General features: G+C 66.5%; 22 protein-coding genes and 1 pseudogene. 8 read left to right on the top strand and 15 right to left on the bottom strand.

Going from position 1 to position 26,150, the window contains the following annotated elements; all coding sequences use genetic code 11:
- Nucleotides 1-58: 58 nt before the first annotated feature.
- Nucleotides 59-1,345, top strand: a complete 1,287-nt coding sequence (locus tag DQG15_RS13010) for an ABC transporter substrate-binding protein (protein WP_116085880.1) — start codon at nt 59-61, stop codon at nt 1,343-1,345.
- A gap of 63 nt (nt 1,346-1,408) precedes the next feature.
- Here DQG15_RS13010 and DQG15_RS13005 read toward each other — a convergent pair whose 3' ends face one another.
- Nucleotides 1,409-2,182, bottom strand: coding sequence for a FadR/GntR family transcriptional regulator (locus DQG15_RS13005; protein WP_116085878.1), 774 nt, complete (start codon nt 2,180-2,182; stop codon nt 1,409-1,411).
- Nucleotides 2,183-2,383: 201 nt separating this feature from the next.
- Here DQG15_RS13005 and DQG15_RS13000 point away from each other — a divergent pair, with 201 nt between their 5' ends.
- Nucleotides 2,384-3,799, top strand: coding sequence for an FAD-binding oxidoreductase (locus tag DQG15_RS13000; RefSeq protein ID WP_116085877.1), 1,416 nt, complete (start codon nt 2,384-2,386; stop codon nt 3,797-3,799).
- Nucleotides 3,800-3,828: 29 nt separating this feature from the next.
- Here the strand turns inward: DQG15_RS13000 and DQG15_RS12995 are convergent, their stop codons facing one another.
- The 4 genes and pseudogenes from DQG15_RS12995 to DQG15_RS12980 form a co-directional block, all read right to left on the bottom strand.
- Nucleotides 3,829-4,587: an HpcH/HpaI aldolase/citrate lyase family protein gene (locus DQG15_RS12995; RefSeq protein WP_116085875.1), complete on the bottom strand. Its 759-nt coding sequence runs from the start codon at nt 4,585-4,587 to the stop codon at nt 3,829-3,831.
- Nucleotides 4,584-5,165, bottom strand: coding sequence for an SDR family NAD(P)-dependent oxidoreductase (locus DQG15_RS12990; RefSeq protein WP_116085873.1), 582 nt, complete (start codon nt 5,163-5,165; stop codon nt 4,584-4,586). The genes DQG15_RS12995 and DQG15_RS12990 overlap by 4 nt, the downstream gene beginning before the upstream one ends.
- Nucleotides 5,166-5,191: 26 nt before the next feature.
- Nucleotides 5,192-5,323, bottom strand: a pseudogene (locus tag DQG15_RS18855) (SDR family NAD(P)-dependent oxidoreductase); the annotation flags it as partial.
- Nucleotides 5,323-5,760, bottom strand: a complete 438-nt coding sequence (locus DQG15_RS12980; RefSeq protein WP_157968988.1) for a hypothetical protein — start codon at nt 5,758-5,760, stop codon at nt 5,323-5,325. The pseudogene DQG15_RS18855 and the gene DQG15_RS12980, both read right to left, overlap by 1 nt.
- A 72-nt stretch (nt 5,761-5,832) precedes the next feature.
- On the opposite strand from DQG15_RS12980, the gene DQG15_RS12975 reads away from it, so the two are divergent.
- Complete coding sequence (locus tag DQG15_RS12975; RefSeq protein WP_116085868.1) at nt 5,833-6,627, top strand: FadR/GntR family transcriptional regulator; 795 nt, start codon at nt 5,833-5,835, stop codon at nt 6,625-6,627.
- A gap of 193 nt (nt 6,628-6,820) precedes the next feature.
- Here the strand turns inward: DQG15_RS12975 and DQG15_RS12970 are convergent, their stop codons facing one another.
- The 3 genes from DQG15_RS12970 to DQG15_RS12960 form a co-directional block, all read right to left on the bottom strand.
- Nucleotides 6,821-8,278: a phospholipase D-like domain-containing protein gene (locus tag DQG15_RS12970; protein ID WP_116085867.1), complete on the bottom strand. Its 1,458-nt coding sequence runs from the start codon at nt 8,276-8,278 to the stop codon at nt 6,821-6,823.
- Nucleotides 8,279-8,568: 290 nt separating this feature from the next.
- Nucleotides 8,569-11,799, bottom strand: a complete 3,231-nt coding sequence (gene carB, locus DQG15_RS12965; protein WP_116085865.1) for a carbamoyl-phosphate synthase large subunit — start codon at nt 11,797-11,799, stop codon at nt 8,569-8,571.
- Nucleotides 11,800-12,008: 209 nt separating this feature from the next.
- Nucleotides 12,009-13,259, bottom strand: coding sequence for a cyclopropane-fatty-acyl-phospholipid synthase family protein (locus tag DQG15_RS12960; protein ID WP_116085864.1), 1,251 nt, complete (start codon nt 13,257-13,259; stop codon nt 12,009-12,011).
- Between the two features lie 147 nt (nt 13,260-13,406).
- Between DQG15_RS12960 and DQG15_RS18645 the strand changes: the two genes are divergently transcribed.
- Nucleotides 13,407-13,547 carry a hypothetical protein gene (locus DQG15_RS18645; protein WP_232830843.1) on the top strand — a complete coding sequence of 47 codons (141 nt, stop codon included), beginning with the start codon at nt 13,407-13,409 and terminating at the stop codon, nt 13,545-13,547.
- A 91-nt stretch (nt 13,548-13,638) separates the two neighbouring features.
- On the opposite strand, the gene DQG15_RS12955 is transcribed toward DQG15_RS18645, so the two are convergent.
- From DQG15_RS12955 to DQG15_RS12930, 6 genes are read right to left on the bottom strand one after another with little or no spacing between them, the layout of a single operon-like run.
- Nucleotides 13,639-14,574, bottom strand: coding sequence for a glyoxylate/hydroxypyruvate reductase A (locus DQG15_RS12955; protein WP_116085862.1), 936 nt, complete (start codon nt 14,572-14,574; stop codon nt 13,639-13,641).
- Complete coding sequence (gene rodA / locus DQG15_RS12950) at nt 14,571-15,719, bottom strand: rod shape-determining protein RodA (RefSeq protein ID WP_116085861.1); 1,149 nt, start codon at nt 15,717-15,719, stop codon at nt 14,571-14,573. Before rodA ends, DQG15_RS12955 begins: the two co-directional genes overlap by 4 nt.
- 4 nt (nt 15,720-15,723) lie before the next feature.
- Entirely contained in the window at nt 15,724-17,646 is a 1,923-nt protein-coding gene (mrdA, locus tag DQG15_RS12945; RefSeq protein WP_116085859.1) for a penicillin-binding protein 2, read from the bottom strand.
- A gap of 8 nt (nt 17,647-17,654) precedes the next feature.
- Nucleotides 17,655-18,194: a rod shape-determining protein MreD gene (locus DQG15_RS12940; RefSeq protein WP_116085857.1), complete on the bottom strand. Its 540-nt coding sequence runs from the start codon at nt 18,192-18,194 to the stop codon at nt 17,655-17,657.
- Nucleotides 18,187-19,122 (bottom strand): rod shape-determining protein MreC, encoded by a 936-nt coding sequence (gene mreC / locus DQG15_RS12935; protein WP_116085856.1) that lies wholly within the window; start codon nt 19,120-19,122, stop codon nt 18,187-18,189. Before mreC ends, DQG15_RS12940 begins: the two co-directional genes overlap by 8 nt.
- Nucleotides 19,123-19,168: 46 nt before the next feature.
- Nucleotides 19,169-20,206 carry a rod shape-determining protein gene (locus tag DQG15_RS12930; RefSeq protein ID WP_116085854.1) on the bottom strand — a complete coding sequence of 346 codons (1,038 nt, stop codon included), beginning with the start codon at nt 20,204-20,206 and terminating at the stop codon, nt 19,169-19,171.
- Between the two features lie 187 nt (nt 20,207-20,393).
- On the opposite strand from DQG15_RS12930, the gene DQG15_RS12925 reads away from it, so the two are divergent.
- Complete coding sequence (locus DQG15_RS12925; protein ID WP_157968987.1) at nt 20,394-21,398, top strand: ATP-grasp fold amidoligase family protein; 1,005 nt, start codon at nt 20,394-20,396, stop codon at nt 21,396-21,398.
- On the opposite strand, the gene DQG15_RS12920 is transcribed toward DQG15_RS12925, so the two are convergent.
- Nucleotides 21,380-22,957: a 2-isopropylmalate synthase gene (locus DQG15_RS12920; RefSeq protein WP_116085851.1), complete on the bottom strand. Its 1,578-nt coding sequence runs from the start codon at nt 22,955-22,957 to the stop codon at nt 21,380-21,382. The genes DQG15_RS12925 and DQG15_RS12920 overlap by 19 nt on opposite strands.
- A gap of 236 nt (nt 22,958-23,193) precedes the next feature.
- On the opposite strand from DQG15_RS12920, the gene DQG15_RS12915 reads away from it, so the two are divergent.
- Genes DQG15_RS12915 through DQG15_RS12905 form a run of 3 tightly spaced genes read left to right on the top strand, consistent with a single transcriptional unit; the run spans nt 23,194 to nt 26,092 of the window.
- Complete coding sequence (locus DQG15_RS12915; protein WP_198665147.1) at nt 23,194-23,916, top strand: SDR family NAD(P)-dependent oxidoreductase; 723 nt, start codon at nt 23,194-23,196, stop codon at nt 23,914-23,916.
- Nucleotides 23,913-24,569: an SDR family NAD(P)-dependent oxidoreductase gene (locus DQG15_RS12910; RefSeq protein ID WP_116085848.1), complete on the top strand. Its 657-nt coding sequence runs from the start codon at nt 23,913-23,915 to the stop codon at nt 24,567-24,569. Before DQG15_RS12915 ends, DQG15_RS12910 begins: the two co-directional genes overlap by 4 nt.
- Nucleotides 24,563-26,092, top strand: a complete 1,530-nt coding sequence (locus DQG15_RS12905) for a cryptochrome/photolyase family protein (RefSeq protein ID WP_116086342.1) — start codon at nt 24,563-24,565, stop codon at nt 26,090-26,092. Before DQG15_RS12910 ends, DQG15_RS12905 begins: the two co-directional genes overlap by 7 nt.
- Nucleotides 26,093-26,150: the final 58 nt, after the last annotated feature.

Genomic DNA, 26,150 nt, shown 5'->3' with positions numbered 1-26,150 from the left:
TCGAACTCACAAAAACAGAGCCCGAACGGGCCAGTTCCCTTCAACTCGGAGTACAGCAATGACCCTCAAGACCACGCTTCTCAGCGCCTCGGCGCTGGCCCTTCTGGGCGCCCTTGCCCAGCCCGCGCAGGCCCAGGATCAGTCCTGCCCGGTTCGCCTCGGTGCAATCCTGTCGCTGACGGGCTCGCTCGGGTCCGTCGGCGAGGCCATTGCCGAGGCCGGACAACTGGCCGTCGATCATGTAAATGAGGCCGGTGGTGTGCTGGGCTGCGAGGTCGAGTACCTGCTGCGTGACGATCAGGGCCAGCCCTCGGTCGGACTGGACGCGGCCAAGACGCTGGTCGAGGTCGGCGGCGCGTCGGTCCTGCTGGGAGCGATCCAGTCGGGCATCACCATGCCGATCCTGACCTCGGTGGCCGTGCCGTCGGGCGTTCCGCAGGTGAGCTGCTGCTCGACCGCGCCGAGCTTCACCGAACTGGCCAGCGAAGGCGGCACCGAAGGCCTGTGGTTCCGAACCATCCCCACGGTCAGCCCGCAGGGGATCATCATGGCCGAAAAGGCCGTCGAAATGGGCTACAAGCGCCCCGCCGTGATCTATGTGAATTCGGATTACGGCTCGTCCCTGGCCAGCGCCTTCGAGGCCGCCGCAAAGACCAAGGGGCTCGAGATCGCGGCCATGGTGCCCTATCTGCAGGAGCAGGCCTCCTATCGCGCCGAGGTGTCCACTGCCTTGCGCGAAGAGCCGGATTCCCTCTTCCTGATCGCCTTCCCCGCCGACGGGGCCAATGCCCTGCGCGAATGGCTGTCGCTGGGCGGACCGGACACGCTGATGCTCTCGAACGCCCTGCGTGCGAGCGAATTCGTCGAGGGGGTCGGGGCGCAGTATCTGAACAAGGCCATCGGCATCGACAATGGCCAGATCGAAGGGGAGTCGGTCGAGATCTTCGACGCAGCCTGGGTCGAGGCGTTCGACACCTCGCCCAACGGTCCGGCTCTGCACAACATGTATGACGCCGCCATGACCGCCCTGCTGGCGATCGAGGCCGCCGGCAGCACCGATGGCGAGGCCATCGCAGCGCAAATGCGCAATGTCACCGGTGGTGGCGGCACCGAAGTGCTGACCGGACCAGAGGGGTTCGCCAACGCCAAGGCCGCTCTCGAGGCGGGCGAGAAGGTCAGCTATGTCGGTGCCACCGGGGCGTTCAGCTTCGATGTGAACGGCGATGTCTCTGGCCCCTACGTGATCTATTCGGTGGCGGAGGACGGCGGTTTCTCCGAGGTCGATGCCTGGGACACCGCTCGGGTCGACGCTGCGGTCGAGGCGTTCAACGCGGCCGATCAGTAGGCGGCGGGCCCGGCACCGGGGCTCTTGCCGGTGCCGGGTCGATCCCCCTTGGCGCGAGGCGGATCAGCTGTCGGTGGTCTGCAGGAAATCGGGCCGGTCGCGCCGCAGACGCCGGCCGCTGGCCCGTTCCCATTCCCCTTCGATCTGCGTCATCCGGCGGTCCAGCGTCGTCAGCAGCGTTGGCCGGTCGCCGGCCTTCAGTGCGGTCAGGGTATCCTTGAGGTTGGCCAGGGCCCGGTCGGTGTCTTCCGAGGAACGGAGGGTCATGATGCGCAGCGGGTCCAGCCAAGTGAGCAGCATGTTCATCATCCGCGCCAGGAGCTTGTTCCGGGTCGCATCCGCCATGGCCAGGTCGAACCGCATCGAGGCCACGGAAAGCACCGTGCGGGTCGTTTCGTTCAGGTCCGACCCGTCGCCAATGGCGTCCTCGGCGAAGCGGATCGCGGCCTCCATCCGTTCGATATCGTCCTCGGACAGGTTCATCGTGGCGACCTCGGCGATGCGGGGCATGACGATGCGGCGGGCGTCGAGGACGTCGATCATGTCCTTTGGCTTTACGGACAGGCCTGGATAGAGGAATTCGGGCGCAATCACTTCCGAGGCGACGAAACTGCCACCGCCCGCGCCCGGACGCAGCTCGAGATAGCCGGCCTCTGACAGGATGCGCAGCGCTTCGCGCACCGTGACGCGGCTGACCTGGAGCTGGGCCGCGATGGCGCGCTCGGCCGGGAGTTTTTCGCCCTGCCGAACCTCGCCGCGCCGGATCGCTCCGGCGATGGCGCGGGCGGCTTCCTCGGCGGCGAGGGGCAGGACGAGAGGCGAAAGGTTGAGCGTCATGGTGCCGGTTCTAACAATCCAAATTGGGAACTTCCGTAGACCAAATATTTCGGAAGGGCATCCCCCTTCCGCTTGGATCAGGATGATGAGTCACCGCTTTATCTTGCGGCAAGCCTGTCTCAGCTACGCATTGATCGACTCTTCACTTTGCTATCGGTATATATAAAATCTGAAAATGGATATTTTATCGAAGGTTGTTCCATGCCGCAGTTCGTTGAAACGCTTCTTCAGACCCTCGGACCCGATGTGGTGACGCCCGGCGCCGACGTGCCGGTGCAGTACCATGCGGACTGGGCCGGGCTGGACCCTGTCCGCCCCTTGGCCCTGATCCGCCCGCGCAACACCGACGAGGTCGCCACGGCCCTGCGCCTGTGCAATGACGCGGAAGTTGCCGTGGTGCCGCAGGGCGGGCTGACCGGGATCTCGGGCGCCGCGCACCCCGCCCCGGGCGGGGTTGTCCTATCGCTCGAACGGCTGAACCGGATCGAGCGGCTCGATGCGTCGGCCGGGATCATGATCTGCGGGGCCGGTGTCGTGCTGGAACAGGCGCAGGCGGCGGCCGCCGCTGCCGACATGCTGCTCGCCATCGACATCGGCGCGCGCGGATCCTGCCAGTTGGGCGGGCTGATCGCGACCAATGCCGGGGGCCACAACGTGCTGCGTTACGGCATGACCCGCGACCAGGTTCTGGGCCTCCAGGTGGTGCTGGCCGATGGGACGGTGCTGGATGACATGAACACGCTGGTCAAGAACAACGCCGGGCTGGACCTGCGCCAGTTGTTCATCGGTTCGGAAGGTTTGCTGGGTGTGGTCACAACCTGCGTCCTGCGCCTGCACCCCGCGACGCCTGCGCGCGAGACGGCGCTGATCGCCTGCAGCAGCACGTCCGACGCGATCCATATCCTGGCCCGCGCCCGCCGCGATCTCGGGCCCATGCTGTCGGCGTTCGAGGTCATGTGGGACAGTTTCCACGCCACCATGGCCGCGCGGTGCGATGTGCCCATGCCCCTGGGCACCGATCATCCGCTGTTGCTGATCCTGGAGGCGACAGGCAGCCGCACCGAACTGGTGCGCGCCAGCTTCGAGGGGCTTCTGGAGGCCTGCTACGAGGAGGGACTGATCCGCGACGCCGTGCTGGCGGCCTCGGGGCGCGAAGAGGCCGATATCTGGGCCGTGCGGGAGACGCCGGCGGAATACTCCACGGTCCTCGGTCCGGTCATTCCCTTCGACATCGGCCTGCCAACCGACCGCATGGCCGAGGCCGTCGAGGCGATCGAAACGGCCCTGCGCGCCGGCTGGCCGGATGTTCATGCGCTGTCTTACGGGCATATCGGCGACAACAATCTGCATCTTGTCGTCAATGTCCCCTCGGCAGGGACGGATCAGCCCGAGGCGGAGGTCAAGGCGGCGGTCTACGGGCTGGTGCGCGACATGGGCGGCACGATTTCAGCGGAACACGGGATCGGGCGCATCAAGCGGGATTACCTTCACTATTCGCGCAACCCCGTGCAGATCGCGCTGATGCAGCGTCTGAAGGACAGTCTCGATCCCAAGGGCATCCTGAACCCGGGCGCGGGGTTCGCGGGGCTGGCCAAGCCGGGCGACCGGGCTGCCTGAGGGCGGCCCGGCAGGCTGCCGCGCCTGTCCTAACGAGGTAGGCTCTGGCTTGCGGCTGCGTGCAGCATCATCGCATCGCTCCCCTGGATCACGAAGGCGGCCCAGTCGAGAGCGGTTTCGCTGGCGGCGCGGTCCGGGGTGAAGATGCCGCAGGGCATATCGGCCGCACGGGCGGCCTCGCGGATGCGACCGATCGCCTGCTCGAGCGGCAGGTCGGGCCGGTTGGCGGCGAGGGTTACGCTAAGGTCGCCCGGGCCGATCATCACGAAATCCAGCCCGGGAACGGCGAGGATGTCCTCCAGATTGTCCAGGGCGCCCAGGGTCTCGATCTGCACCCCAACCAGCGGGGGCTCTCCGTTCAAGATCTCGCCGATGGAATAGCCATACCCGGCGGCGCGGCCGGGTCCGACGCCGCGGATGCCATCGGGTGGAAACCGCGCAAAGCTCACGGCACGGGCCGCCGCTGCGATGTCGGGGATGCGCGGCACAAGGATGCCCGCCACGCCGGCATCGAGGGCCTCACCGATGATGTGGGGCAGGCCATCCGGCACCCGCAGCAGCAGCGGGCAGAGATGGAGATCGGCAGCACGGGCCAGGTTGGCCAGCGTCTCACCCCGGACGCTGGCATGTTCCCCGTCGATGCAGATGAAATCCGGCCCGGCGGAGGCCAGAATCTCGGTGACCGAGGCCATTGCGAGGCCCTGGAAGGTCCCGCGCAGCCGAGCGTCGCCCTTGCGAAGCCCGGCGCGCAACGTGGCGGCGCGGGAGGGCTGTGCGTGCGCGGTCATCGCATCAGCAGCCCGCCGTTGATGTCGAAGGTCATCCCGGTCACGAAACCGGCGTCCTCCGACACGATATACCGGGCCAGCGCGCCCACCTCGGCCGCGTCGCCGATGCGGCCCACCGGGATCGATCCGGCCACCATGGCCAGCTTGTCAGGCGGAGCCTTCGCGGTGGCCTCGGTCAGGATCGGGCCGGGGGCGATGCAGTTCACGGTGATCCCGGCATCCGCGAATTCGTTCGCGAGATACCGGGTGGCGCCGATGATCCCCGCCTTGGAGCTGGCGTAGTGGATGCCCTGAACCTGCGGCCCGCCGCGCTGCCCGGCCAGCGAGGACAGATTGACCACCCGCCCCCATTTGGCGCGGATCATGTCCGGAATGACCTCCTGCGCGGTCAATACGGTGCCGCGCAGGTTCACCGCTATGACCTCGTCCCATTCCTCCTCGGTGATCTCGAAGAAGGGGCGGGCGACGGTGCGGGCGGCATTGTTGACCAGCACGCCGATATCTCCGAACCGGTCGTGCACCTGGGCAATCGCGGCCCGGATCGAGGCGCGCTGCGTGGTATCCATCTGAACGGCCATCGCCTGTCCGGGGCGGCCCGGGCGGCCTCGGCGGCGCGGTCGCCGTCCAGATCGGCATAGCAGACAGAGTGTCCGGCGGCGGCGAGGGCGTCTGAAATCGCCCGGCCCAGCCCCTGCGCGGCGCCGGTTACCAGGGCGGTGCGTACCGGGCTCTGCATCATTTCGCCCCGAAGAAGAGGGGATGGCCAATGCGACTCTGGATCGTCACGTAGCGCGACAGGGTCGCATCACCGGCCGGTTCCCGCAGGCAATTGGTCACGGCGACGGCGGACTCGAAATCGGGGATGTCGGCCAGGATATACGAGATGAAAGGGAAGCCCTGCGCGGAGCCGCATTGCAGCAGATCATCGTCGAACGTGCCGAGGACCCTGACGCCGAACCGCCCTTCGAGATCGTCGAAGGCGGCCTTCAGAGCGGCCCCGACGATCTTCTTTTCCTCGGGCGGCGCGCGGAAGAAATCGTCGTTGATCCCGATGCAGAACAAAGCGCGCAGGCCATCGCCAAGCAGGTCTTCAAGTTTCATTTCGGTTTTCCATAAATGATTATCGGTTTTAATATAGTCCAATAACGGATGTTGCGGCAATGAAAAACGCATCCTTGGCGACCCGTCAACTCTTTGTCGTCCGGGAGTTCTGGGTTAAGCGTGATCCGACAGGAGAGCCGAGACATGGGCAAACGCGCCGAGCAGACCACACATCACGTCTTCAAGCCGATCGACTTGAAGCGCAGTGCCGACTTCGTGGTGGACGTGATCGCGAAGGCCATCTTCTTCGGTCAGGTGCTGGTCGGAGAGAAACTGCCCTCGGAGCAGATACTGGCCCGCCAGTTGGGCACCAACCGCAGCGCCCTGCGCGAGGCTCTGAAGCGGATGGAGGGGGACGGCATTCTGGAAACCCGTGCCGGCGCGGCGGGCGGCACCTTCGTCACCGGACGCCCACCTTCGAGCTATATCCAGATGTTTCTGCCTGCACCGGCCGAAATCCACGACTTCGTGGAGATTCTGATTTCCCGCCGAGCGCTTGAACCGCAGATCGTCGAACTGGCGGTCAACCGGGCCACTGCCTCCGATTACGCCCGCCTGCACGAGATCCTCGCGCCGCTGAAGGAACTACGTGGCAAGGCTGAGCTGAGCGAGGACGAGGTCGAGCTTCTGTCCATGGCGGCGCTGCAATTCAACATGGCGCTGGGGCAGACGACCCATATCGGGTTTCTGGAAACCATCATGCAGGTGCTGGCACAGCAGATCGAACCAGTGCGGCGGGAGGCCGTACTCGGCAATCCGCAAGCCTCGATCGAGACGCTGTTCGATACCTTGGCCGCCCTCGAGGCCGCCGATCTGCCACGTATCCGGGCGATCCTGGAACAAAGGTTTCAATATCTCGAAGAGGCTTGGGAAGCATCCACGGGACGCAAGCTGTGGCGTGATACGCCGCAATTCCTGCAGCGTCAGATCGCCAAGTAGTCAGCCGCCGGTGCCCCCGGGGAACGACAGGTCTCAGTGGATTTGAGCCCGGTCTGCCGGCGGGAATCCGGCGGACGCCAGTCCCTGCAAGGGAGCTCCTCTCCATGGAGCGGCGCGCATGCCGGTTCGCGAACGGCTACAAGAGCGGTGGAAGAGTGCGACACATACGCTGAAGGGCCGCCCTGATCCGCGATCAGTCTTTTGCGAAATCGGCGATCCCTTCGGCCAGCCGCTCGAGGAACGTCTCGCTGGCCTGCTCCGGGTCCGCCATCTCGTTGTCCGAAAGGCCGTTGTCGTCCTCGGCGATCTCGTCCGGCGTGAAGGGAACGAGGGTGCGGCCGGCGCCCCTGAGCGCCTCGATTGCTTTCAGGACCGAGCCTTCCGCCGTGATCGCCGCCTCCACCGTCTCGTGGGACGTGCCGAGATGCTCTGCGAGCATGTCCGTCCGGGTCTCCCGGATCTTTGCCCGTACCGCCTCCGGATCGGGGCAGGCGCTTGCCTCGACCGCGAGGTCGCATTCGGTGTCGAAGCCGAGAGAGCGGTTGTTGAAGTTGGAGGAGCCCACCCGTGCCAGGCGGTCATCCATCACAGTCAGCTTGGCATGGACGTAGATCGCCGCGCCCCCCTCGGTCACCGGGAAGAACGCACCGAAATGGCCATGGACGTCCTTTTCCCAGAGCATGTGCAGAAGATTGAAGCGTGCGCCGTCCATCGCCTTCTGCCGCAGCCACCCCTCCGACTTGCGCGGCAGGATGATGATGAATTCCGGACCGTCCGGCTCCTGGAGACGCTCTGCGATGGCCTCTGCGATCCTTGGTGCCGCAAGGTACTGCGTCTCGACGTAGAGCGTGTCCTGCACCTCGGCGATGAGGCGCAGGTAGAGCGCCTCGATCTCCCGGACCTCCTCGTGCCCGTCGTAATCCGGATAGGTGCGGGAGATCCCGACCGGCACGTTCGTGAGCGTGGGCTCCAACCCGTCCGGCCAGATCGGGTCTGCGCCGTCCGGTGTTTCGATCACGTCTCCCGTCGCCCGCTGCCACCGCTCCCGCGCCAGATCGCCCAGGGCCTTTGCGATAGGGCCTGAGACAGCGGTGGTGACATCGTGCCAGGGCTTTGCGGGCGCTCCGCCGGGCATTTTCCGGAGCTCCTCGTCATCGGCATGCGCGCGGGTGTCCCAGCGTCCGGCAGTCATGTCGATTCCGCCGCAGAAGGCGATCTGGTCATCGATCACCACGATCTTCGAATGGTGCGCGGCGCCGGTCGGATGGTGGGAATCGAGCCGGAACGTGAAGTTCTCGCCCATGCCGAGGGTCCGGATCGACATCGGCATCATGCCGCGGCCAATCGACTGCACGGCGCCGAGATCCCATTTGAGCATGTAGATGTGAAGATCGTCCCGGTTCTGCGGCAACCATTCGAGAAAGTCGCCGAGCTGGTTCGGCCCCTCCAGCGTCTCGTTTTCCGGCTCGAACTCGACCCGCGTGTCGAAGTCCCAGCCGATCAGCATGATGGTCTGACGCGCCGAGAGCATCGCGGCTTTCGCGGCCCGGAAGTAATCGGCGCCGTCGACGATGCGCGCCAGCTTGTCCGCCTGTTCGACGCGCCAGGCGGTCTCGCCGGTCTCGATCAATCGTGTCGGCTCGTTGGACATGCTGGTCTCCTGCTCATTCCCCGTCACCGCAAGGGCCTCAGGCGCGGCCGCGCTCCCCGAAGAACGGGAAGGTCACGGACTCGTTTAGCTCGGCTCTCCGCCGCCGGGTTCCGAAATAGTTCCCGTTTGCGACCGAAATCTGACATCGGACCGGAAAGGGTCGAGGCCGAGCGGCACCTGACGTTCCGTCCGGGACGCGCGCGAAACGAGCGGCCAGCGCCGCTTTCCAGTGCAAGGGCCGGCCCCTTTCGAGGCAAGCCCTTGCGGGAGACGGACCGATCGCCCGGCCCTCAGGCCTCCTGAAGCGACCGGACCGACAGCTCGCCTTCTTCGCGTGCCTTCATGGCGAGAGCGGCGGCATGCGCGCCGGCCAGCGTCGTGTAGTAGGGGATCCTGTCGAGCAGGGCGACCGAGCGGATGGAACGGCTGTCCTCCACCGCCTGCGGCCCCTCGGTGGTGTTCATCACCAGCGCGATCCGCTCGTCCTTCATCTCGTCGACGATGTTCGGCCGGCCCTCGTACACCTTGTTGACCACCTCCGCAGCGAGGTCGTTCTCGGCAAGGAAGGCCGCCGTGCCGCGGGTGGCGACGATGGTGAGGCCGAGCTCGATCAGGGTGCGGGCGGTTTCGAGGAGCTGCTCCGTCTTGTCCTCGTCCCGGATCGAGAGGAACACGCGCCCCTCCGTCGGAAGGTCGATCCCGGCGCCCATCTGGGCTTTCAGGAAGGCGCGCGGGAACGTGTCGTCGGAGCCCATGACCTCGCCCGTGGAGCGCATCTCGGGCCCGAGAAGCGTGTCCACTCCGGGGAAGCGCGCGAAGGGGAGGACGGCTTCCTTGACGGCGAAACGCTCAAGCTCCGGATTCACCAGATCGAAGTTCGTCAGCGGCTCGCCGGCCATCAGACGCGCGGCGATGGAGGCGATCGGGCTGTTCACCGCCTTGGCGACGAACGGCACCGTCCGGCTCGCGCGCGGGTTGACCTCGATGAGGTAGACCTCTCCGTCCTTCACCGCGTACTGCACATTCATCAGCCCGACGACGCCAAGCTCCAGCGCCAGCGCGCGGGTCTGCTCGCGGAGCGTCGCGATGATGTCCGCCGGGAGGGAGTAGGGGGGCAGGGAACAGGCGCTGTCCCCCGAATGCACGCCGGCCTCCTCGATGTGCTGCATGATGCCGGCGACATGGACGTTCTTGCCGTCGGACAGCGCATCCACGTCGATCTCCGTGGCGCCGGAGAGGTAGCTGTCCAGCAGCACCGGGGACTTGCCGGACACGACGACCGCCTCCGAAATATAGCGCTCCAGGCTGCTGCGGTCCCGGACGATCTCCATCGCGCGTCCGCCGAGGACGTAGGACGGGCGAATCACAAGCGGGAAACCGATGTCCTCGGCGATGTCGATCGCCTCGGCATCCGAATGAGCGATGCCGTTCTTGGGCTGCTTCAGGCCCAGCTTCACCACGAGCGACTGGAAGCGTTCGCGGTCCTCGGCCAGGTCGATCGCGTCGGGCGTCGTGCCGAGGATCGGGATGCCCTCGGCCTCGAGCGCATTCGCGAGCTTGAGCGGTGTCTGCCCGCCGAACTGGACGATGACGCCGTGCAGCGTGCCCTTCTCCTGCTCGATGCGCAGGATCTCCATCACGTGCTCGAAGGTCAGCGGCTCGAAGTAGAGCCGGTCCGAGGTGTCGTAGTCGGTGGAGACCGTCTCGGGGTTGCAGTTGACCATGATGGTCTCGTAGCCGGCTTCGGTCAGAGCGAAGCAGGCGTGGCAGCAGCAATAGTCGAACTCGATGCCCTGGCCGATCCGGTTCGGCCCGCCGCCGAGGATCACGACCTTCTTGGCATCCGAGGGGCGCGCCTCGCATTCCACCTCGCCCATCACGGGCTCCTCGTAGGTCGAATACATGTAGGGCGTCTGGGCCTCGAACTCCGCGGCGCAGGTGTCGATCCGCTTGAAGACCGCGACGATACCGAGGTCGAGCCGCGCCCGCCGCACCTGCGCTTCCTCGAGCCCGGTGACGGTAGCGAGACGCGCATCGGTGAAGCCCATGATCTTCAGGCGCCGGAGGCCGTCCTCGGTCTCGGGCAGCCCATCGACACGCAGCGCTTCCTCGGTCTCCACGATCTCGCGGATCCGGGAAAGGAACCACGGATCGTACTGCGTCGCGGCCTGGATGTCCTCGTCGGTCAGGCCGTGCCGCATCGCCTGCGCCGCGATCCGGAGCCGGTCCGGCGTCCGCTCCGTCAGCGCCTTGACGATGGCGGCGTGATCGGGCGCGCCGGGGATGGCGATCTCGTCGAACCCGGTCAGGCCCGTCTCCATCGACGCCAGCGCCTTCTGCAGGCTTTCGTGGATCGTCCGCCCGATCGACATCGCCTCGCCGACGGACTTCATCGCCGTGTTCAGCTCCGGCTTGGCACCCGGAAACTTCTCGAACGCGAAGCGCGGGATCTTGGTCACGACGTAATCGATGGTCGGCTCGAAGCTCGCCGGCGTCACCTTGGTGATGTCGTTGTCGAGCTCGTCCAGCGTGTAGCCCACGGCCAGCTTCGCGGCGATCTTGGCAATCGGGAAGCCCGTCGCCTTGGACGCGAGCGCGGAGGAGCGCGAGACGCGCGGGTTCATCTCGATCACAACCATGCGGCCGTCCTCGGGGTTCACCGCCCATTGCACGTTGGAGCCGCCGGTTTCGACGCCGATCTCGCGCAGGACCGCGATGCTCGCGGAGCGCATGATCTGGTATTCCTTGTCCGTGAGCGTGAGCGCCGGCGCGACCGTGATGCTGTCGCCGGTATGCACGCCCATCGGATCGACGTTCTCGATGGCGCAGACGATGATGGCGTTGTCGTTGCGGTCCCGCACGACCTCCATCTCGAATTCCTTCCACCCCAGGAGGCTCTCGTCGATCAGGATCTGGGAGACGGGGGAGGCGTCGAGGCCGGAGCGGCAGAGGCGAAGGTAATCGTCACGGTTATAGGCGATGCCGCCGCCGGTGCCGCCGAGCGTGTAGGCCGGGCGGATGATCGCGGGCAGTCCGACATGCTCCAGCGCGTCCGTGCATTGCTGCATGGTGTTGGCGATGGTCGCCTTGGGGTTCTCGAGGCCGATCCGGTCCATCGCCTCGCGGAAGAGGCCGCGGTCCTCGGCCATCTCGATGGCCGCGCGGTTCGCCCCGATCAGCTCGACGCCGCATTCCTCGAGAACGCCCATGTCGGCAAGCGCGAGGGCGGTGTTCAGTCCGGTCTGTCCGCCCATGGTGGGCAGGAGAGCATCGGGCCGCTCCTTGCGGATGATCTTGGCCACGACGTCCGGCGTGATCGGTTCGATATAGGTGGCGTCGGCGAGGCCGGGGTCGGTCATGATCGTCGCGGGGTTCGAGTTGACGAGGATGACGCGATAGCCTTCCTCCCGCAGCGCCTTGCAGGCCTGGGCGCCCGAATAATCGAACTCGCAGGCTTGACCGATGATGATCGGCCCCGCTCCGATGATCATGATGGACGAGATGTCGGTGCGTTTGGGCATGCGGGGGCTCCGGATGGTGTCGGCGGATGGGGTCGGCCAAATCGTTCGGCGTTATAGTGACCGGGTGCCGGGGCGCAAGGGATAGCGGGCCGCAACCTCGGTTGATCGCGGTTCCGGGCGATGTTCAGGCGAACGCAGCGCGACAATGGCGGCGTTGTCCTGCCCCGATCCCTCTCATGGTCCGGACTGCTCCGGGGGAGCCGTTCGCCCTATTCGGCGGCGGCCGCCATCGCGGCCACGTCCGTCTGCGCATCGTCGCGGTAGAGGTAGTCCCGCGTGAGCGGCACGGCATCCTTCCTGCGCGCCAGCTGCACCTGGAAGACGCATTGGCGGTGTTCCCGGAAGCCCAGCTCCGAGGCGATCAGATAGTAGCGCCACATCCTCACGAAACGCGCGTCATACAGTTCCTCGGCGCGGTCCGCGTTCGCCATGAACCGCTCGTACCAGTGTCGCAGCGTTTCCGCGTAATGCAGCCGCCAGATCTCGACATCCGTGGTCCAGAGCGGCGTGCTCTCGACGGCCTTCGCCACCTCGGACAGGGCAGGGACGTAACCGCCGGGGAAGATGTACTTCTGGATCCAGGGGGAGGTGCCGCCCGGCGGCGCGGTGCGTCCGATCGTATGGATGAGCGCTATGCCGTCCGTGTCCAGAAGGTCGTAGACCTTGCGGAAATAGGTCTCGTATTGCGGCACGCCGACATGCTCGAACATGCCGACGGAGACGATCCGGTCGAACGCCCCCGTCACCTCCCGGTAGTCCGTCAGGCGGAACTCCACCCGATCCTCCAGACCCGCCGCCTTCGCCCGGGCGGCCGCGACCTTCTGCTGCTCGGTGGAGAGGGTCACGCCGAGAACCGTCGCTCCGTAGTCCCGCGCCAGCGTCAGACCCATCCCGCCCCAGCCGCATCCGATGTCGAGGATGCGCATCCCCGGCTCGATCCGCAGTTTCTCCGCGATATGCTTCTTCTTCTGGGCCTGCGCCTCCTCCAGCGTATCGTCGGGAGAGCGAAAGTAGGCGCAGGAATACTGCTTATCCTCGTCGAGGAAGAGATCGTAGAGCTCGCCCGACAGGTCGTAGTGATGCGAGACGTTCTTTCGCGCCGTCGTCTTCGGCGCGTATTGCTGAAGCCCCCGCCGAAGGCGGCGGAGCCGGAGATCCAGGTCGCGCCATGCAGGCTGGTCGGGGCGTGCGGCGTTCACGGTCGCCAGTTCCAGGAGGCCGTAGATGTCGTCATCCTCGATGGTCAGGCCGCCGTCCACGTATCCCTCGCCGAGGCCCAGATCGGCGTTGAGGCAAATCCGGCGGGGCAGGGTCTCGTCATGGATCGTGACGCGGACGATGCGGTCCGCCGTGGCCTGCGCCTGTCCGTAGTGCCGAACGGAGCCGTCCGGAAAGGTGACGTCGAGCCTGCCGATCTTCATCAGGCCGCGCAGCATTCTGTCGAGGATGCCCTCCCACATGGGCACGTCTCCTTCGGTCGGTCATGCGTTGACGCAAATGTTAACGTGCATCTCGGAAAGAAAAAGAGGGTGCGGCCGGGGTAGCTCACCCTAGGCCGCGCAAGCGCAATCAGCGCCAATTTTCAAAGCGGCAAAAATCTGCCGGTCTTGGCGGAACTTCAGGCGGGGATCGCGGTTCTATCCCCGACAGAGATTGACACCGAGGGCACTTCAATGATTGCGAAAATGATTCTCGCTTCCGGCATGATCACGGGAATGATGGCCAGCGTCGTGTTTGCCATCGTGTGATTCTGCCCTGCGCCCCGCTTCGGGGACGCGCGACAGGACGAATATGAAACGGCTGCTCCGGTTCGGGGCAGCCGTTTCTCGTTTCAGGTCCTCAGTAGCCGCTCGCGCGGTCGACACGCGCAAGAAGGTCTGCGCCGTCTTCGCTTCGACGGATGTTCTCCGCGATGAACCGGGCGGCACTCGTCGGCCGGGTTTCCGACGCGACATGCGGGGTCACGGTGATTCCGGGGTGGGCCCAGAAGCGATGCGACGCCGGCAATGGCTCTTTCCTGAAGACGTCCAGCACCGCGTGACCGAGCTGGCCCGTATCGAGCGCCTCTATCAGCGCGTCATCGTTGATCAGCGTGCCGCGTCCGGGATTGATCAGGACGGCGCCGGTAGCGGTAGATCGCAAGGCCGCGGCATCGACGATGTTCTCGGTCATCGGCGTTCCCGGCAGGAGGCAGACGACGAAATGCGCCCCCGAAAGCGCTTCGGTCAGGCCATCCGGGCCCGAGACGCAGCGTACGCCTTCGATCTCCCGCGGTCGCCGGCTCCACCCTCTGACCTCGAAGCCGAGGTTCGCAAGCGCCCGCGCCACCGCGCCGCCGAGTTCGCCGAGGCCAAGGACCGCCACGCGCCGGTCGCGCGCCAGAGGGGGCACGTAAGGCTCCCACGTGCCGGACTGCCGCGCCAGGGCATGGCCGATATTCAGGTGATGATAGAGGACATGCCCCGTCACCCACTCGGTCATCCCCTCCTTCAGGCCCGGATCGGCCATCCGCGTCAGCGGCGCGATGAGCGTCTCGTTTCCCGCGATGGTCTCGACGCCCGCCCAGAGCGACAGGACCGCCTTGAGCCGTGTGTAGGGTGCGAAATCGCGCAGATCCGGGTTCGGGGCGTAGACGATGTAGTCGACGGCTTCGGGCGGACCGAGATCGGGTCCCACTTCGGCAACGATCCCCACCTCGTCCAGCGCCGCGCGGAGCGGCGTCTCGTAGGCGTCCCAGAGGCCGGGTCTGGCGGAGAAAAGGATCTTCAGGCTCATGCGCGCCCCCGCGGGCGGTGAACATGCGCTGACTGGACGAGACCGAAGGCGGCCAGCAGCACCAGCATCGCCGAGCCGCCGTAGCTGACCAGCGGGAGCGGCACGCCCACCACGGGCGCAAGGCCCATCACCATGGACATGTTGACCGCGAAGTAGAGGAAGAAGGTCGCCGCGATGCCGATGGTCAGAAGGGCGGAGAAGCGATCCTTGTTCTGCATCGCGGACGAGATGCAAAAGACGATGATCAGCGCGTAGAGCGCAAGAAGGGACAGCCCGCCCACGAAGCCGAACTCCTCCGCCAGCGTGGTGAAGATGAAGTCGGTGTGCTTCTCGGGCAGGAAGTTCAGACGGCTCTGCGTGCCTTGCATGAACCCTCGTCCGGTCCAGCCGCCGGAGCCGAGGGCGATTTTGGACTGCGTGATGTGATAGCCCGCGCCAAGCGGGTCCTTGTCGGGGTCCAGGAAGGTATCGATCCGGCGGTACTGGTAATCCTTGAGCAGTTGCCAGGGCGTGCCGCGCGATTGCAGGACGGCGGTCACGAGGCCGACGCCGGAGGCGATGACGGCGGCGAAATAGGCCCAGTGGACCCCTGCGGCGAACATCACGATGCCGCTTCCCGAGACCAGCAGGATCGCGGTCCCGAGGTCGGGCTGCTTCAGAACGAGCGCGGTCGGGATGAGCACGAGGACGAGCGGCACGAGAACCCAGAGCGGGCGGGACACCTTGTTGATGTCGAGCCAGTCGTAATAGGCGGCAAGCAGCATCACGAGTGTGATCTTGGTGAGCTCGGACGGCTGGAGCCGCACGAAGCCGAGGTCGATCCAGCGCGTCGCGCCCATTCCGGTCGTACCGAACAGCTCCACTCCGACGAGCAGCGCAATCGAGATCGCATAGGCCAGCGCCGCGACGTTCCGCCAGAAGAAGATCGGGACCATGCCGACGATGAACATCGCGGTCATACCCATGGCGAACCGCTCCATCTGCGGCTCCGCCCAGGGCCTGAAGGAGCCGCCGGCCACGGAATACAGCATCAGGAAACCGGTCGAGGCGACGGCCGTCAGAAGCACGATCAGCGCCCAGTTGAGGTAAAGCACCTTGCCGAGCCCCTTCGGGACGGACTGGACGCGGTATTCGAGATAACTCACGCGCTCACGCCTTCTCGCTCGGTGGCGTGGCTCCGCCCGGACGGCGGATCAGGAGGCTGCTGAACAGGTCCTCCTGCTGCCGCCGCTGGGACGAGGGGTAGGCGTCCAGAGGCGGAATGCCTCCGTCATGGAGGGCGGAGAGCATGATGTCCCGTGCGACGGGAGCCGCGACGGCCGAACCGCCGCCGCCATGCTCGACAATGACGGAGACGGCGATCCTGGGATTGTCCGCGGGGGCGAAGCACACGAAGAGAGCGTGGTCCCGCTCTTCCCAGGGCACGTCCGCGTTGCGGACCACGACGGAGCGGACCTGGCTGGTCCCGGTCTTGCCGCAGAGCTGCATGTCGTCGGCGACGATGCGGCTGCCATAGGCCGTGCCTCCGCGTTCGTTCATCACGCCGTACATGCCGGAGCGAACCTGCTGAAGCGTGGTCGGGCCGAGGCCGAGGGGGCCGTCCGTCTCGACCGGCTGCTCCACGCCGTTGACCGATTTGACGAGCCGCGGCTTGATGCCCTCTCCGGTCGCCAGCCGCGCGGCCATCACCGCCAGCTGTAGCGGAGAGGCGAGGACGTAGCCCTGACCGATGGACGCGTTGAGGCTGTCGCCCACCAGCCATTCCTGGCCGTGGCGCTCGCGCTTGTACTGCTTCGTCGGCGCGATGCCCTCGGCCACGGCGGACATCGGTAGATCGTGCCGGACGCCGATCCCGAGCTTGCGTGCCATGGCGGAGATCTTCTCGATCCCGACGCGCTCGGCCAGTTCATAGTAATAGACGTCGCAGGACCCCTTGAGGGAGTTGTGCAGGTCCGTCCAGCCATGCCCGCCGCGCTTCCAGCAGTGGAAACGGCGCTGGCCGAGTTCCTTGTAGCCCGGGCAATAGATCGTTTCGCCGGCGGTCACGACGCCGGCCTCGATCGCGGCCAGCGCGGTGACCATCTTGAACGTCGAACCGGGCGGGTAGAGGCCCTGCACGGTCTTGTTCGCGAGCGGGCGGTGATCGTTTTCGGTCAGCATCGCGTAATCGGCGACCGAGATGCCTCGGACGAACTTGTTGGGATCGAAGGAAGGCGCCGAGGCCATTGCCAGAAGATCGCCCGTGCGCACGTCCATCACCACGGAGGCGGCGCTCTCCGCGCCGAGCCGCGCCTGCGTGAAGTTCTGCAGGCGGTGGTCGATGGTGAGCTGCACGTCGCGCCCGGCGATGCCATCCTGCCGGGACAGCTCCCGCATGACCCGTCCGCCGGCATTCACCTCGATGCGCTTGGTGCCCGCCTCGCCGCGCAGGTCATCCTCCAGCTTTGCCTCGAGACCGACCTTTCCGATCTGGAAGCCGGGAATCTGGAGCACCGGCTCGGGGTCCTCGATCTTCGAAAGGTCGTAATCGGAGACCGGGCCGACATAGCCGACGATATGGGCGAAATCGCTCCCGAGAGGATAGTGTCGCGTCAGGCCGACCTCCGGCGTCACCCCCGGCAGGGCAGGCGCGTTCACCGCGACTTCGCTCACGTCGGCCCAGTCGAGCTGATCGGCCACCGTAACCGGCACGAAGGGCGAGCGGCGCATGATCTCTTTCATCGCGCGCTCCGAATTCTCGTCCGAGATCGGCACGAGCGCGCGCAGACGGGCCATCGTCTCCTCGATCTCGCCAGCATCCTCGCGCACCACGACGACGCGATAATTCTGGGCATTGCCGGCGATCAGGGTGCCGCTCCGGTCGAAAATCAGGCCCCGCGCCGGGGGAAGCAGGCGGATGTTGATGCGGTTCTCTTCGGCCAGAAGGCGGAACGCGTCGGCCTGATCCACCTGCATGTGTCGCATGCGGCCACCGAGGACCGCCATGAACCCGAGCATCCCCGCCCCGGCGAGAAGGGAACGGCGGGTGATCCGGCGGGCGCTTTCTTCGGTATCTCTGGGGGGCCTGCGCATCTGGGACCTCACAATCTGTGCCCGAGGGCGTCCGTCTTTCCCGGGCTCGGCTTGCGCACGTTGAGGACATGCGCGGAGAGGAAGGCGACGGCGGGGTATAGTGCAGCGGTGACGAGGCCGCGGAAGACCGCGCTGCCGAAGGAGGGGCGGTCCACGGCGAAGAGTGCCAGAACGGCGTGGTTCGCGGCAACCATCCCGACGAGAACGACCGTCACGAGGCCCCATTCGAAGGCGAACGGCACGTCCCGGTTCTGCGAGCGGCGCGAGCGAAGAAACTCGGTTCCCGCGATCACGAGGGCCGCTCCGAGGCCGGGCGGGCGCTGGAACATGAGGTCCGTCGCCAGGTAGACGGCCGCGACGAGTAGGACGGGCACATAAGCCGGGCGCCGGATCGTCCAGCAGAAGGTCAGCGCCAGCAGAAGGTCCGGCCCCGGCAGGATCGGAACCGTCATGTCGAGCGGCAGAAGCCGGACGAAGACGATCATCGCCGCCAGAAGGACGTAGAGCGCGCGAAATCCCCAGAGGCGGGCGGTGACGGGATCAACCATTCTCGGACTGCCCCGCTGCGAGCTGGTCGATGCCCTCTTCGGGCACTGGCGGCAGAAGCGGGACGGGCTGCGGCGGCACGATGAGGGAGCCGTCCGCGGGAACCACCTCGCCCTCGTGGGAGCGCAGCACGCGCATGAATTCGAGCCGCTCGTAATCGGCCGCGAGGCGCGTGCGGAGGCGTCCATCCGTGCCGGCGATCACCTGGCCGACGAGGATGCCCGACGGAAAGAGCCCGCCATCGCCCGAGCTGACGACCCGGTCGCCGGGGCGCACCTGATCGAAATCCTCGATGAAATCGAGCGTCGGGGCGGAGGCGTTGTCCCCCGACAGCATCGCGCGCTGACCGGACGGCTGGATCGTCACCGGGATGCGGCTCGCGGCATCGGTCAGGAGGATCACGCGGCTCGTCTGCTTTCCGACACCGGCGATGCGCCCCACGAGGCCGAGGCCGTCCATCGTCGCCCAGCCGTCACGGATACCATCCCGGCTGCCGACGTTGAGAAGGGCGGACTGGCGGAAGGGGGACCCGCTGTCGGCCATCACAACGCCGGACACGGAGGTCAGCTGGGGGTCGAGACGGACGGAGTTCAGGGCGAGGAGCTTGGCGTTCTCCTGCTCCAGCTGCACCGCCGCCTCCTTCCACGCCTTCATCTGCTGAAGCTCGCGGCGAAGGTCCTGGTTCTGCTCGTAGATCCGCTGGTAGGACTGGAAGTCGTCCACCATGCCGGCAAGGCTTCGGATCGGGGCGCCGGCGAACTCGAAGCTGGGCACCACGCGGTCGAGCAGCTCCGTGCGCATCCGTTCCACGCGGGGGCTGTCGATGCGCCAGACGACGAAGATCGCGAGGCACAGGACGATCGTCACCCCGACGAGGATGCGTCGGACCGGACTGACGTAGTCTATGCCGTTGCCTGCGCTGCGTGCCACGGGTGCCCTCGGTCAGAGTGGATGATGTGGCGGCGTGAGCCGATGGTCAGCTGTCGTAGTCTATCACATGCCGAAGCTGTTTTTCATACTCCAGCGCCTTGCCCGTCCCGAGGGCCACACAATTGAGTGACTCGTCCGCGACCGAGATCGCGAGGCCGGTCTGCTCCCGGAGCGCCAGGTCGAGCTCTCCGAGGAGGGCGCCCCCGCCGGTGAGCATGACGCCGCGATCCACGATATCCGCCGCGAGATCGGGCGGTGTCGCCTCGAGCGCCGTCATCACCGCCTCGCAGATTGCCTGCACCGGCTCGGACAGGGCCTCGGCGACCTGCGCCTGGTTGATCTCGGTTTCCTTCGGCACGCCGTTGAGAAGGTCCCGGCCGCGGATCTGCATCGACGCGCCACGACCGTCATCGGGCATCCGGGCGGTGCCGATGGAGGTCTTGATTCGCTCGGCGGTCGAATCGCCGATCAGGATATTGTGCTGGCGCCGAAGGTAGCTGACGATCGCGTCGTCCATCCGGTCGCCGCCGACGCGGACGGAGCGGGCATAGACGATGTCCCCAAGGGACAGGACCGCGACTTCCGTCGTGCCGCCGCCGATATCGACGACCATGGAGCCGGTGGGATCGGTGATGGGCATGCCCGCCCCGATCGCCGCCGCGATGGGCTCGGCAATGAGACCGGCCCGCCGGGCCCCCGCCGACAGGACGGATTGCCGGATCGCCCGCTTCTCCACCGGCGTCGCGCCGTGGGGGACGCAGACGATGATCTTCGGCTTGGTGAAGGTCGTGCGCTTGTGAACCTTGCGGATGAAGTGCTTGATCATCTCTTCGGCCACGTCGAAGTCGGCGATGACGCCTTCCCGCATTGGCCGTATCGCCTCGATGGAGCCCGGCGTGCGGCCGAGCATCAGCTTGGCATCCTCGCCGACTGCGAGCACCTCCTTGCGGCCACCCTTGATATGGTACGCCACAACCGAAGGTTCGTTCAGGATCACGCCGCGTCCCTTGACGTAGACGAGAGTATTCGCCGTGCCGAGGTCGATCGCCATGTCCGATGAAAACAATCCGCCCAGTCGGAACATGCATTCTCCTTCCGAAAACTCGTGGAACCGCGACACCCCGGTCCGCGGGCCGAGCCGCTTATAGGCGTAGGGGGCTGTGCGGAAAAGGGGGGCGCGGCGGCCTATGCGCGCAATCCTGCCGTCTGGTGAAGCCCTTGTCCATGATGCGATAATGTCGCTGACGAGTTCTGACCACGGACTGAGAGCAATGACACCGTATCTGCCGGACCGCCTGCTCTTCGCCGCGGTGAATCTGTGGGTGCGCCTGCGGCACAGGCGTCTCGTCCGCTACTGTCGCGGGCGTCCCGAGCGCTGGGCGGGGATGCCGTGGCCGGCCCTGCCGCGCTCGGTCTCCGAGAAATTCACGTGGCGCAAGCTCTTCGATCACGATCCGCGCTTCGTCCTGCTGTCCGACAAGCTGGCCGTCCGGCGCTGGGCGAGGGACGAGGGGATCGACGTTCCCTTCCCGCGTCTCCTCTGGGAGGGGACGGATTCTGATGTCATTCCGGCGTCCCTTCTGGCTCAGGACGTGGTGCTGAAGGCGAATCACGGCTCGTCGATGAACATCTTCCCGGCTCGGACCGACATGGACGATGCCGCGATACGGGCAAGGGCCGCTTGCTGGCTTCGGACCCGCTACGGCGAGGTGGCGCAGGAAACGGCTTACCTGTCGATCAAGCCGCGCCTTTTCGTGGAGGAAAGCGTCGGCTTCGGCGCGCTGGAGGAGATCAAGTTCTACACCTTCGGCCCGGAGATCGGCCGGATCTTCCGCTCCCGCGGCCGGGACACGCCGGACGAGGCGGCCACAATCCTGCTGCCGGACGGGACAGGGGGCTTCGAGCAGGGCGCACGGTCGAACGTCGTCGACCGCACGCTCGACGCGCCGCTCCCGGAGTGCTGGGATCGCCTCGTTGAACTGGCGCGGCGGATCGGCGGGCAATTCGATCAGGTCCGGGTGGACTTTCTCGTGGATGGGGAGCGGTTCTGGCTCGGCGAGCTGACCCTCTACACCCAGAAGGGATACATCCCCGCGCCAGAGGCCGAGGCAGGCGGATGGCTTGCCGAAATGTGGGACATCCGGCGCAGTCGCGCCTTCGAAAGCGCCCCCCGAGGCTGGCGCGGGGTCTACCTGCGGCGCCTGAAGCGGCATCTGGGCCGGGAAGCCGCCGCCCGGGGCGGGGCGGCGGCGGAAGGTCAGCTCACGTCCTTGTAGTTGACTTCCTTGCGGTCGCTGCCCTCGGACCGGCGACGGCGCGTCACCAGACGATTGAGCGCGGCGACATAGGCGCGGGCGGAGGCGACGACGGTGTCCGTGTCGCTCGACTGGCCGGTGACGATCATGCCGTCTTCCTCCAGCCGGACCGTCACGGTGGCCTGCGCATCCGTCCCTTCGGTGACCGCGTGAACCTGGTAGAGTTGCAGCCGTGCGCCGTGGGGGAACACCTCCTTCACGGCGTTGAAGACCGCGTCCACCGGGCCGTCGCCCGTCGCCGTCACCTGTTTGTCCGTGCCGTCCACTGTCAGCGTCAGGTCAGCCGATTGCGGCGCCTCGGTGCCGCAGATCACGCGCAGGAACTTCACCTTCAGGTATTCGTCGACCTCCATCACGTCCTGCATCAGGGCGACCAGATCGTCGTCGAAGACCTCTTTCTTGCGGTCCGCCAGCGCCTTGAAGCGAACGAAGACGTCGGCGAGCTGGTTGTCCGCCAGGTCGAAACCCAATTCCTTCATCTTCGAGCGCAGGGCGGCGCGGCCCGAGTGCTTGCCCATCACGAGCGAGGTGGCGGAGAGGCCCACATCCTCCGGCCGCATGATCTCGAACGTCTCGGCGTTCTTCAGCATGCCGTCCTGGTGAATGCCGCTTTCATGGGCAAAGGCGTTCTTGCCGACGATCGCCTTGTTGAACTGCACCTGGAACCCCGACACGGCGGAGACCCGGCGGGAGATATGCGTGATCTTCCGGGCATCGATGTTCGTGTCGAAGGGGATGATGTCCCCCCGCGTCCGCATCGCCATGACCACTTCCTCGAGGGCGGTATTCCCCGCCCGTTCGCCGAGACCGTTGATCGTGCACTCGATCTGACGGGCGCCGCCGGCGACGGCGGCCAGGGAGTTCGCCGTCGCCATGCCGAGGTCGTTGTGGCAATGCGTGGAGAAGATGACGTCCTCTCCACCCTCGACCTCGGCGATCAGGCGCCGGATCAGGTCCGCCGATTCGACGGGCGCGGTGTAGCCGACGGTGTCGGGGATGTTGATCGTCGTGGCGCCGGCCTTGATCGCGATCTCGACGACGCGCTTGAGGTAGTCCCACTCCGTCCGCGTCGCGTCCATCGGCGACCATTGCACGTTGTCGCAGAGATTGCGCGCGTGGGTCACGGTCTCGTGGATGCGCTCGGCCATCTCATCCTTGTTCAGGTTCGGGATGGCGCGGTGCAGCGGCGAGGTGCCGATGAAGGTGTGGATGCGCGGGGAGGCGGCGTGTTTCACGGCCTCCCAGCAGCGGTCGATATCCTTCAGGTTCGCCCGGGCGAGGCCGCAGATCGTCGCGTTGGTCGCCCGCTTGGCGATTTCGGCCACGGCGGCGAAATCCCCCTCCGAGGCGATCGGAAAGCCCGCCTCGATCACGTCCACACCCATCTCGTCCAGCAGCTGGGCGATCTCCAGCTTCTCGGCATGGGTCATCGTGGCGCCGGGGCTCTGCTCGCCGTCGCGCAGGGTGGTGTCGAAAATCAGGACGCGGTCCTTGCCGGCGTCGGTCACTTGGTCTGTCATGGAGGTCTTCCCTAGCTCTTGTCTCGTTCCTTCCAGCGCTGATCCACCTCTGAGCGGCGCGCCGGAGGGCACGCTCAGAGGCAGCTAAGGAGAAGGAGCGCCGGACGGGCGCGGCGCAGGATCTGCGCGTCGGCTGCGATATGTGGGCGTCCGGTCATGGGGCGGACTATAATCACGCAAAGGTAAATGAAAACCCCTCGATTGACCGTCCTGTGCCCGCGTCTACCTCCCCCGGCATGGAACCGAGAATTGCAATCGTGACCGGCGCGGCCGGCACCATCGGGCGGGCGATCTGCGAACGCCTTGCGGGCAAGGGCTGGCGCGTCGCGGCGCTGGATCTGGACGCAGACGGCCTCGCACGGGGCGAGGGCGGCGTCCTGCCGATCACCTGCGATGTCACGGATGAAGCGGCGGTCGCCGAGGCCTTCGCGAAGGCCGCGGAACAGTTCGGGACGCCCGGCATCGACCTTCTCGTCTCGAATGCCGGCATCGCCCATCCCGTCACCGGCCCCATCGAGGAGCTGTCGCTGGAGGGCTGGCGCAAGATGACGGACAGTCATCTCCTCGGCGCCTTCCTGACGGTCCGCGCCGCCGTGCCGGGATTGCGGGCGAGGGGCGGCTCCATCGTCACCATGTCCTCCGTGCGCGCCGTTCAGGCGGAGCCGGACTGCGAGGGCTACGGCGCCGCGAAGGGCGGGCTGATCGGGCTGACCCAGTCCCTCGCCGTCTCCCTCGGGCCCGAGGTGCGGGCGAACACCATCCTGCCCGGCTGGATCGTCCCGCCCAAGGAGCGGCCTGCCTTGCGCGAAATCGACCACGGCCAGCACCCGGTTGGCCGTGCCGGCCGGCCCGAGGATATCGCGGAGGCGGTGATCTACCTCGCCGATGCCGGGTTCGTCACGGGGCAGACGCTGGTGGTGGACGGCGGCATGGGCCGCAAGATGGTCTACGCCGAATGAGGTCCCTCGTCGTGGGCGCCTCTGGCGGGATCGGATCGGCGCTGGCGGAGGCGCTCGGGGAGCGGGGGGAGGTCGTCCGGCTGTCGCGCCGCGAGGACGGGCTCGACGTCCGGGACGAGGCGTCGGTCGAGCGCTGCCTCGGCACGCTGCAAGGGGAGTTCGACCTGATCCTCTGCGCCGTCGGCATCCTTGCCGCCGACACTCCACCCGAGAAATCCATCGCCGCCGTCACGGCCGATTCACTGACCCGCGTCTTCGAGGTGAACGCGGCCGGCCCCATGCTCGTCCTCAAGCACGCCCTTCGACTGCTGCCGAAGGACAGGCCGGCCACCTTCGCCGCGCTCTCCGCCCGCGTCGGATCGATCGGGGACAACCGCATCGGCGGCTGGCATTCCTATCGCGCGTCCAAGGCTGCGCTGAACATGCTGATGCACGGCGCCGCAATCGAACTTGCCCGCACGCACCGGCAGGCGACTCTCCTCTGCCTTCACCCCGGCACCGTCGAGACCCCATTCACCGAGGACTACACCGCGCGGCACAAAACGGTCCCGCCGGCGGAGGCCGCCGCCAATCTCCTCGCGGTGCTGGACCGTCTCGGCCCCGAGGAAAGCGGCGGGTTCTTCGATCAGCATGGCAGGAGAATCGACTGGTGAGCCGTCTCGTTCTCGTCCTCGGGGATCAGCTTTCCCCGGACATCCACGCGCTGCGCGAGGCCGACAGGGCCGAGGATGTCGTCGTCATGGCGGAGGTCATGTCCGAGGCGAGCTATGTCCGCCATCATCCGAAGAAGATCGCCTTTCTCTTCGCCGCCATGCGCAAGTTCGCCGCGCGGCTGAGGGAGGATGGCTGGACGGTGGACTACACCGAGCTCGACGATACCGAGAACGCGGGCTCCATCCCCGGCGAGCTTCTGCGCCGCGCGGAGCAGCGGGGGGCGGCCGAGGTGCTGGCCACCGAGCCCGGTGAATGGCGTCTGATCGAGGCTCTGAACGATTGCCCGCTCGACGTCACGCAGCTCTCCGATGATCGCTTCCTCGCCAGTCACGCCCGCTTCGAGGACTGGGCGAAGGATCGCAAGGAACTCCGGATGGAGTGGTTCTATCGCGAGATGCGGCGCGAGACCGGCCTCCTGATGGAGGGCGGGGAGCCCGCGGGCGGGAAATGGAACTTCGATCACGAGAACCGCAAGCCCGCTCCCGGCGAGATCGACTATGGCGGGCCCATGGAATTCACGCCCGATGAGGTCGTGGAGGAGGTGCTGGACCTCGTCGAGGCCCGGTTCGGCGAGAACTTCGGGGACCTCCGCCCCTTCACTCTCGCCACCGAACCCGGTCAGGCCCGGCGCGCGCTCACGCATTTCATCAAGAACGCCCTGCCGAAGTTCGGCGATTACCAGGACGCGATGCTGGAGGGGAACGGCTTCCTCTACCATGCCCATGTCTCGTTCTACCTCAATGCCGGGCTCCTGAGCTGGCAGGAGATCTGCGAGGCAGCGGAAGAGGCGTGGCGGCAGGGAGATGCGCCGATCAATGCGGTCGAAGGCTTCATTCGCCAGATCATCGGCTGGCGGGAGTACATGCGCGGGATCTATTTCCTGCAGGGGCCGGACTACACCTCCCGCAACATCCTGCGCCATGACCGCGACCTGCCCGGATTCTACTGGGGCGCCGAGACGCGCATGAACTGCGTCGGCTCAGCCGTGAGGGACACGAAGGAGCACGCCTACGCTCACCATATCCAGCGCCTGATGGTGACCGGCAACTTCGCCCTCCTTGCCGGGATCGACCCGCACCAGGTGCACGAATGGTACCTCGAGGTCTACGCCGATGCCTACGAATGGGTGGAGGCGCCCAATGTCATCGGCATGAGCCAGTTCGCCGACGGCGGGATCGTCGGCTCGAAACCGTACATTTCCTCGGGCAATTACATCGACAGGATGTCCGACTACTGCGGCGGCTGTCATTACGACGTGAAGACCAAGACGGGGGAGGGGGCCTGCCCGTTCAACCTGCTCTACTGGGCCTTCCTGGACAGGCACCGGGACCGCTTCGAGCGCAATCCCCGGATGGGCAACATGTACCGGACCTGGGATCGGATGAAGGACGAGAAGCGCGATACTATCCTTGCGGAAGCGGAGGAGTTCCTCGGCCGCATGGAGAAGGGCGAAGTGGTCTAGCCGCGAGGGTCGAAGGCGCCAGCGACAAGGGCCCCGCCGATGCGGGACCGTCGCAGGG

Origin of the sequence: Tropicimonas sp. IMCC34011 (assembly GCF_003390865.1) — a bacterium.
Lineage (GTDB): Bacteria > Pseudomonadota > Alphaproteobacteria > Rhodobacterales > Rhodobacteraceae > Tropicimonas_B.
Note: the sequence above shows the minus strand (reverse complement) of the source record. Positions and strands in the feature narration are given on the sequence as shown.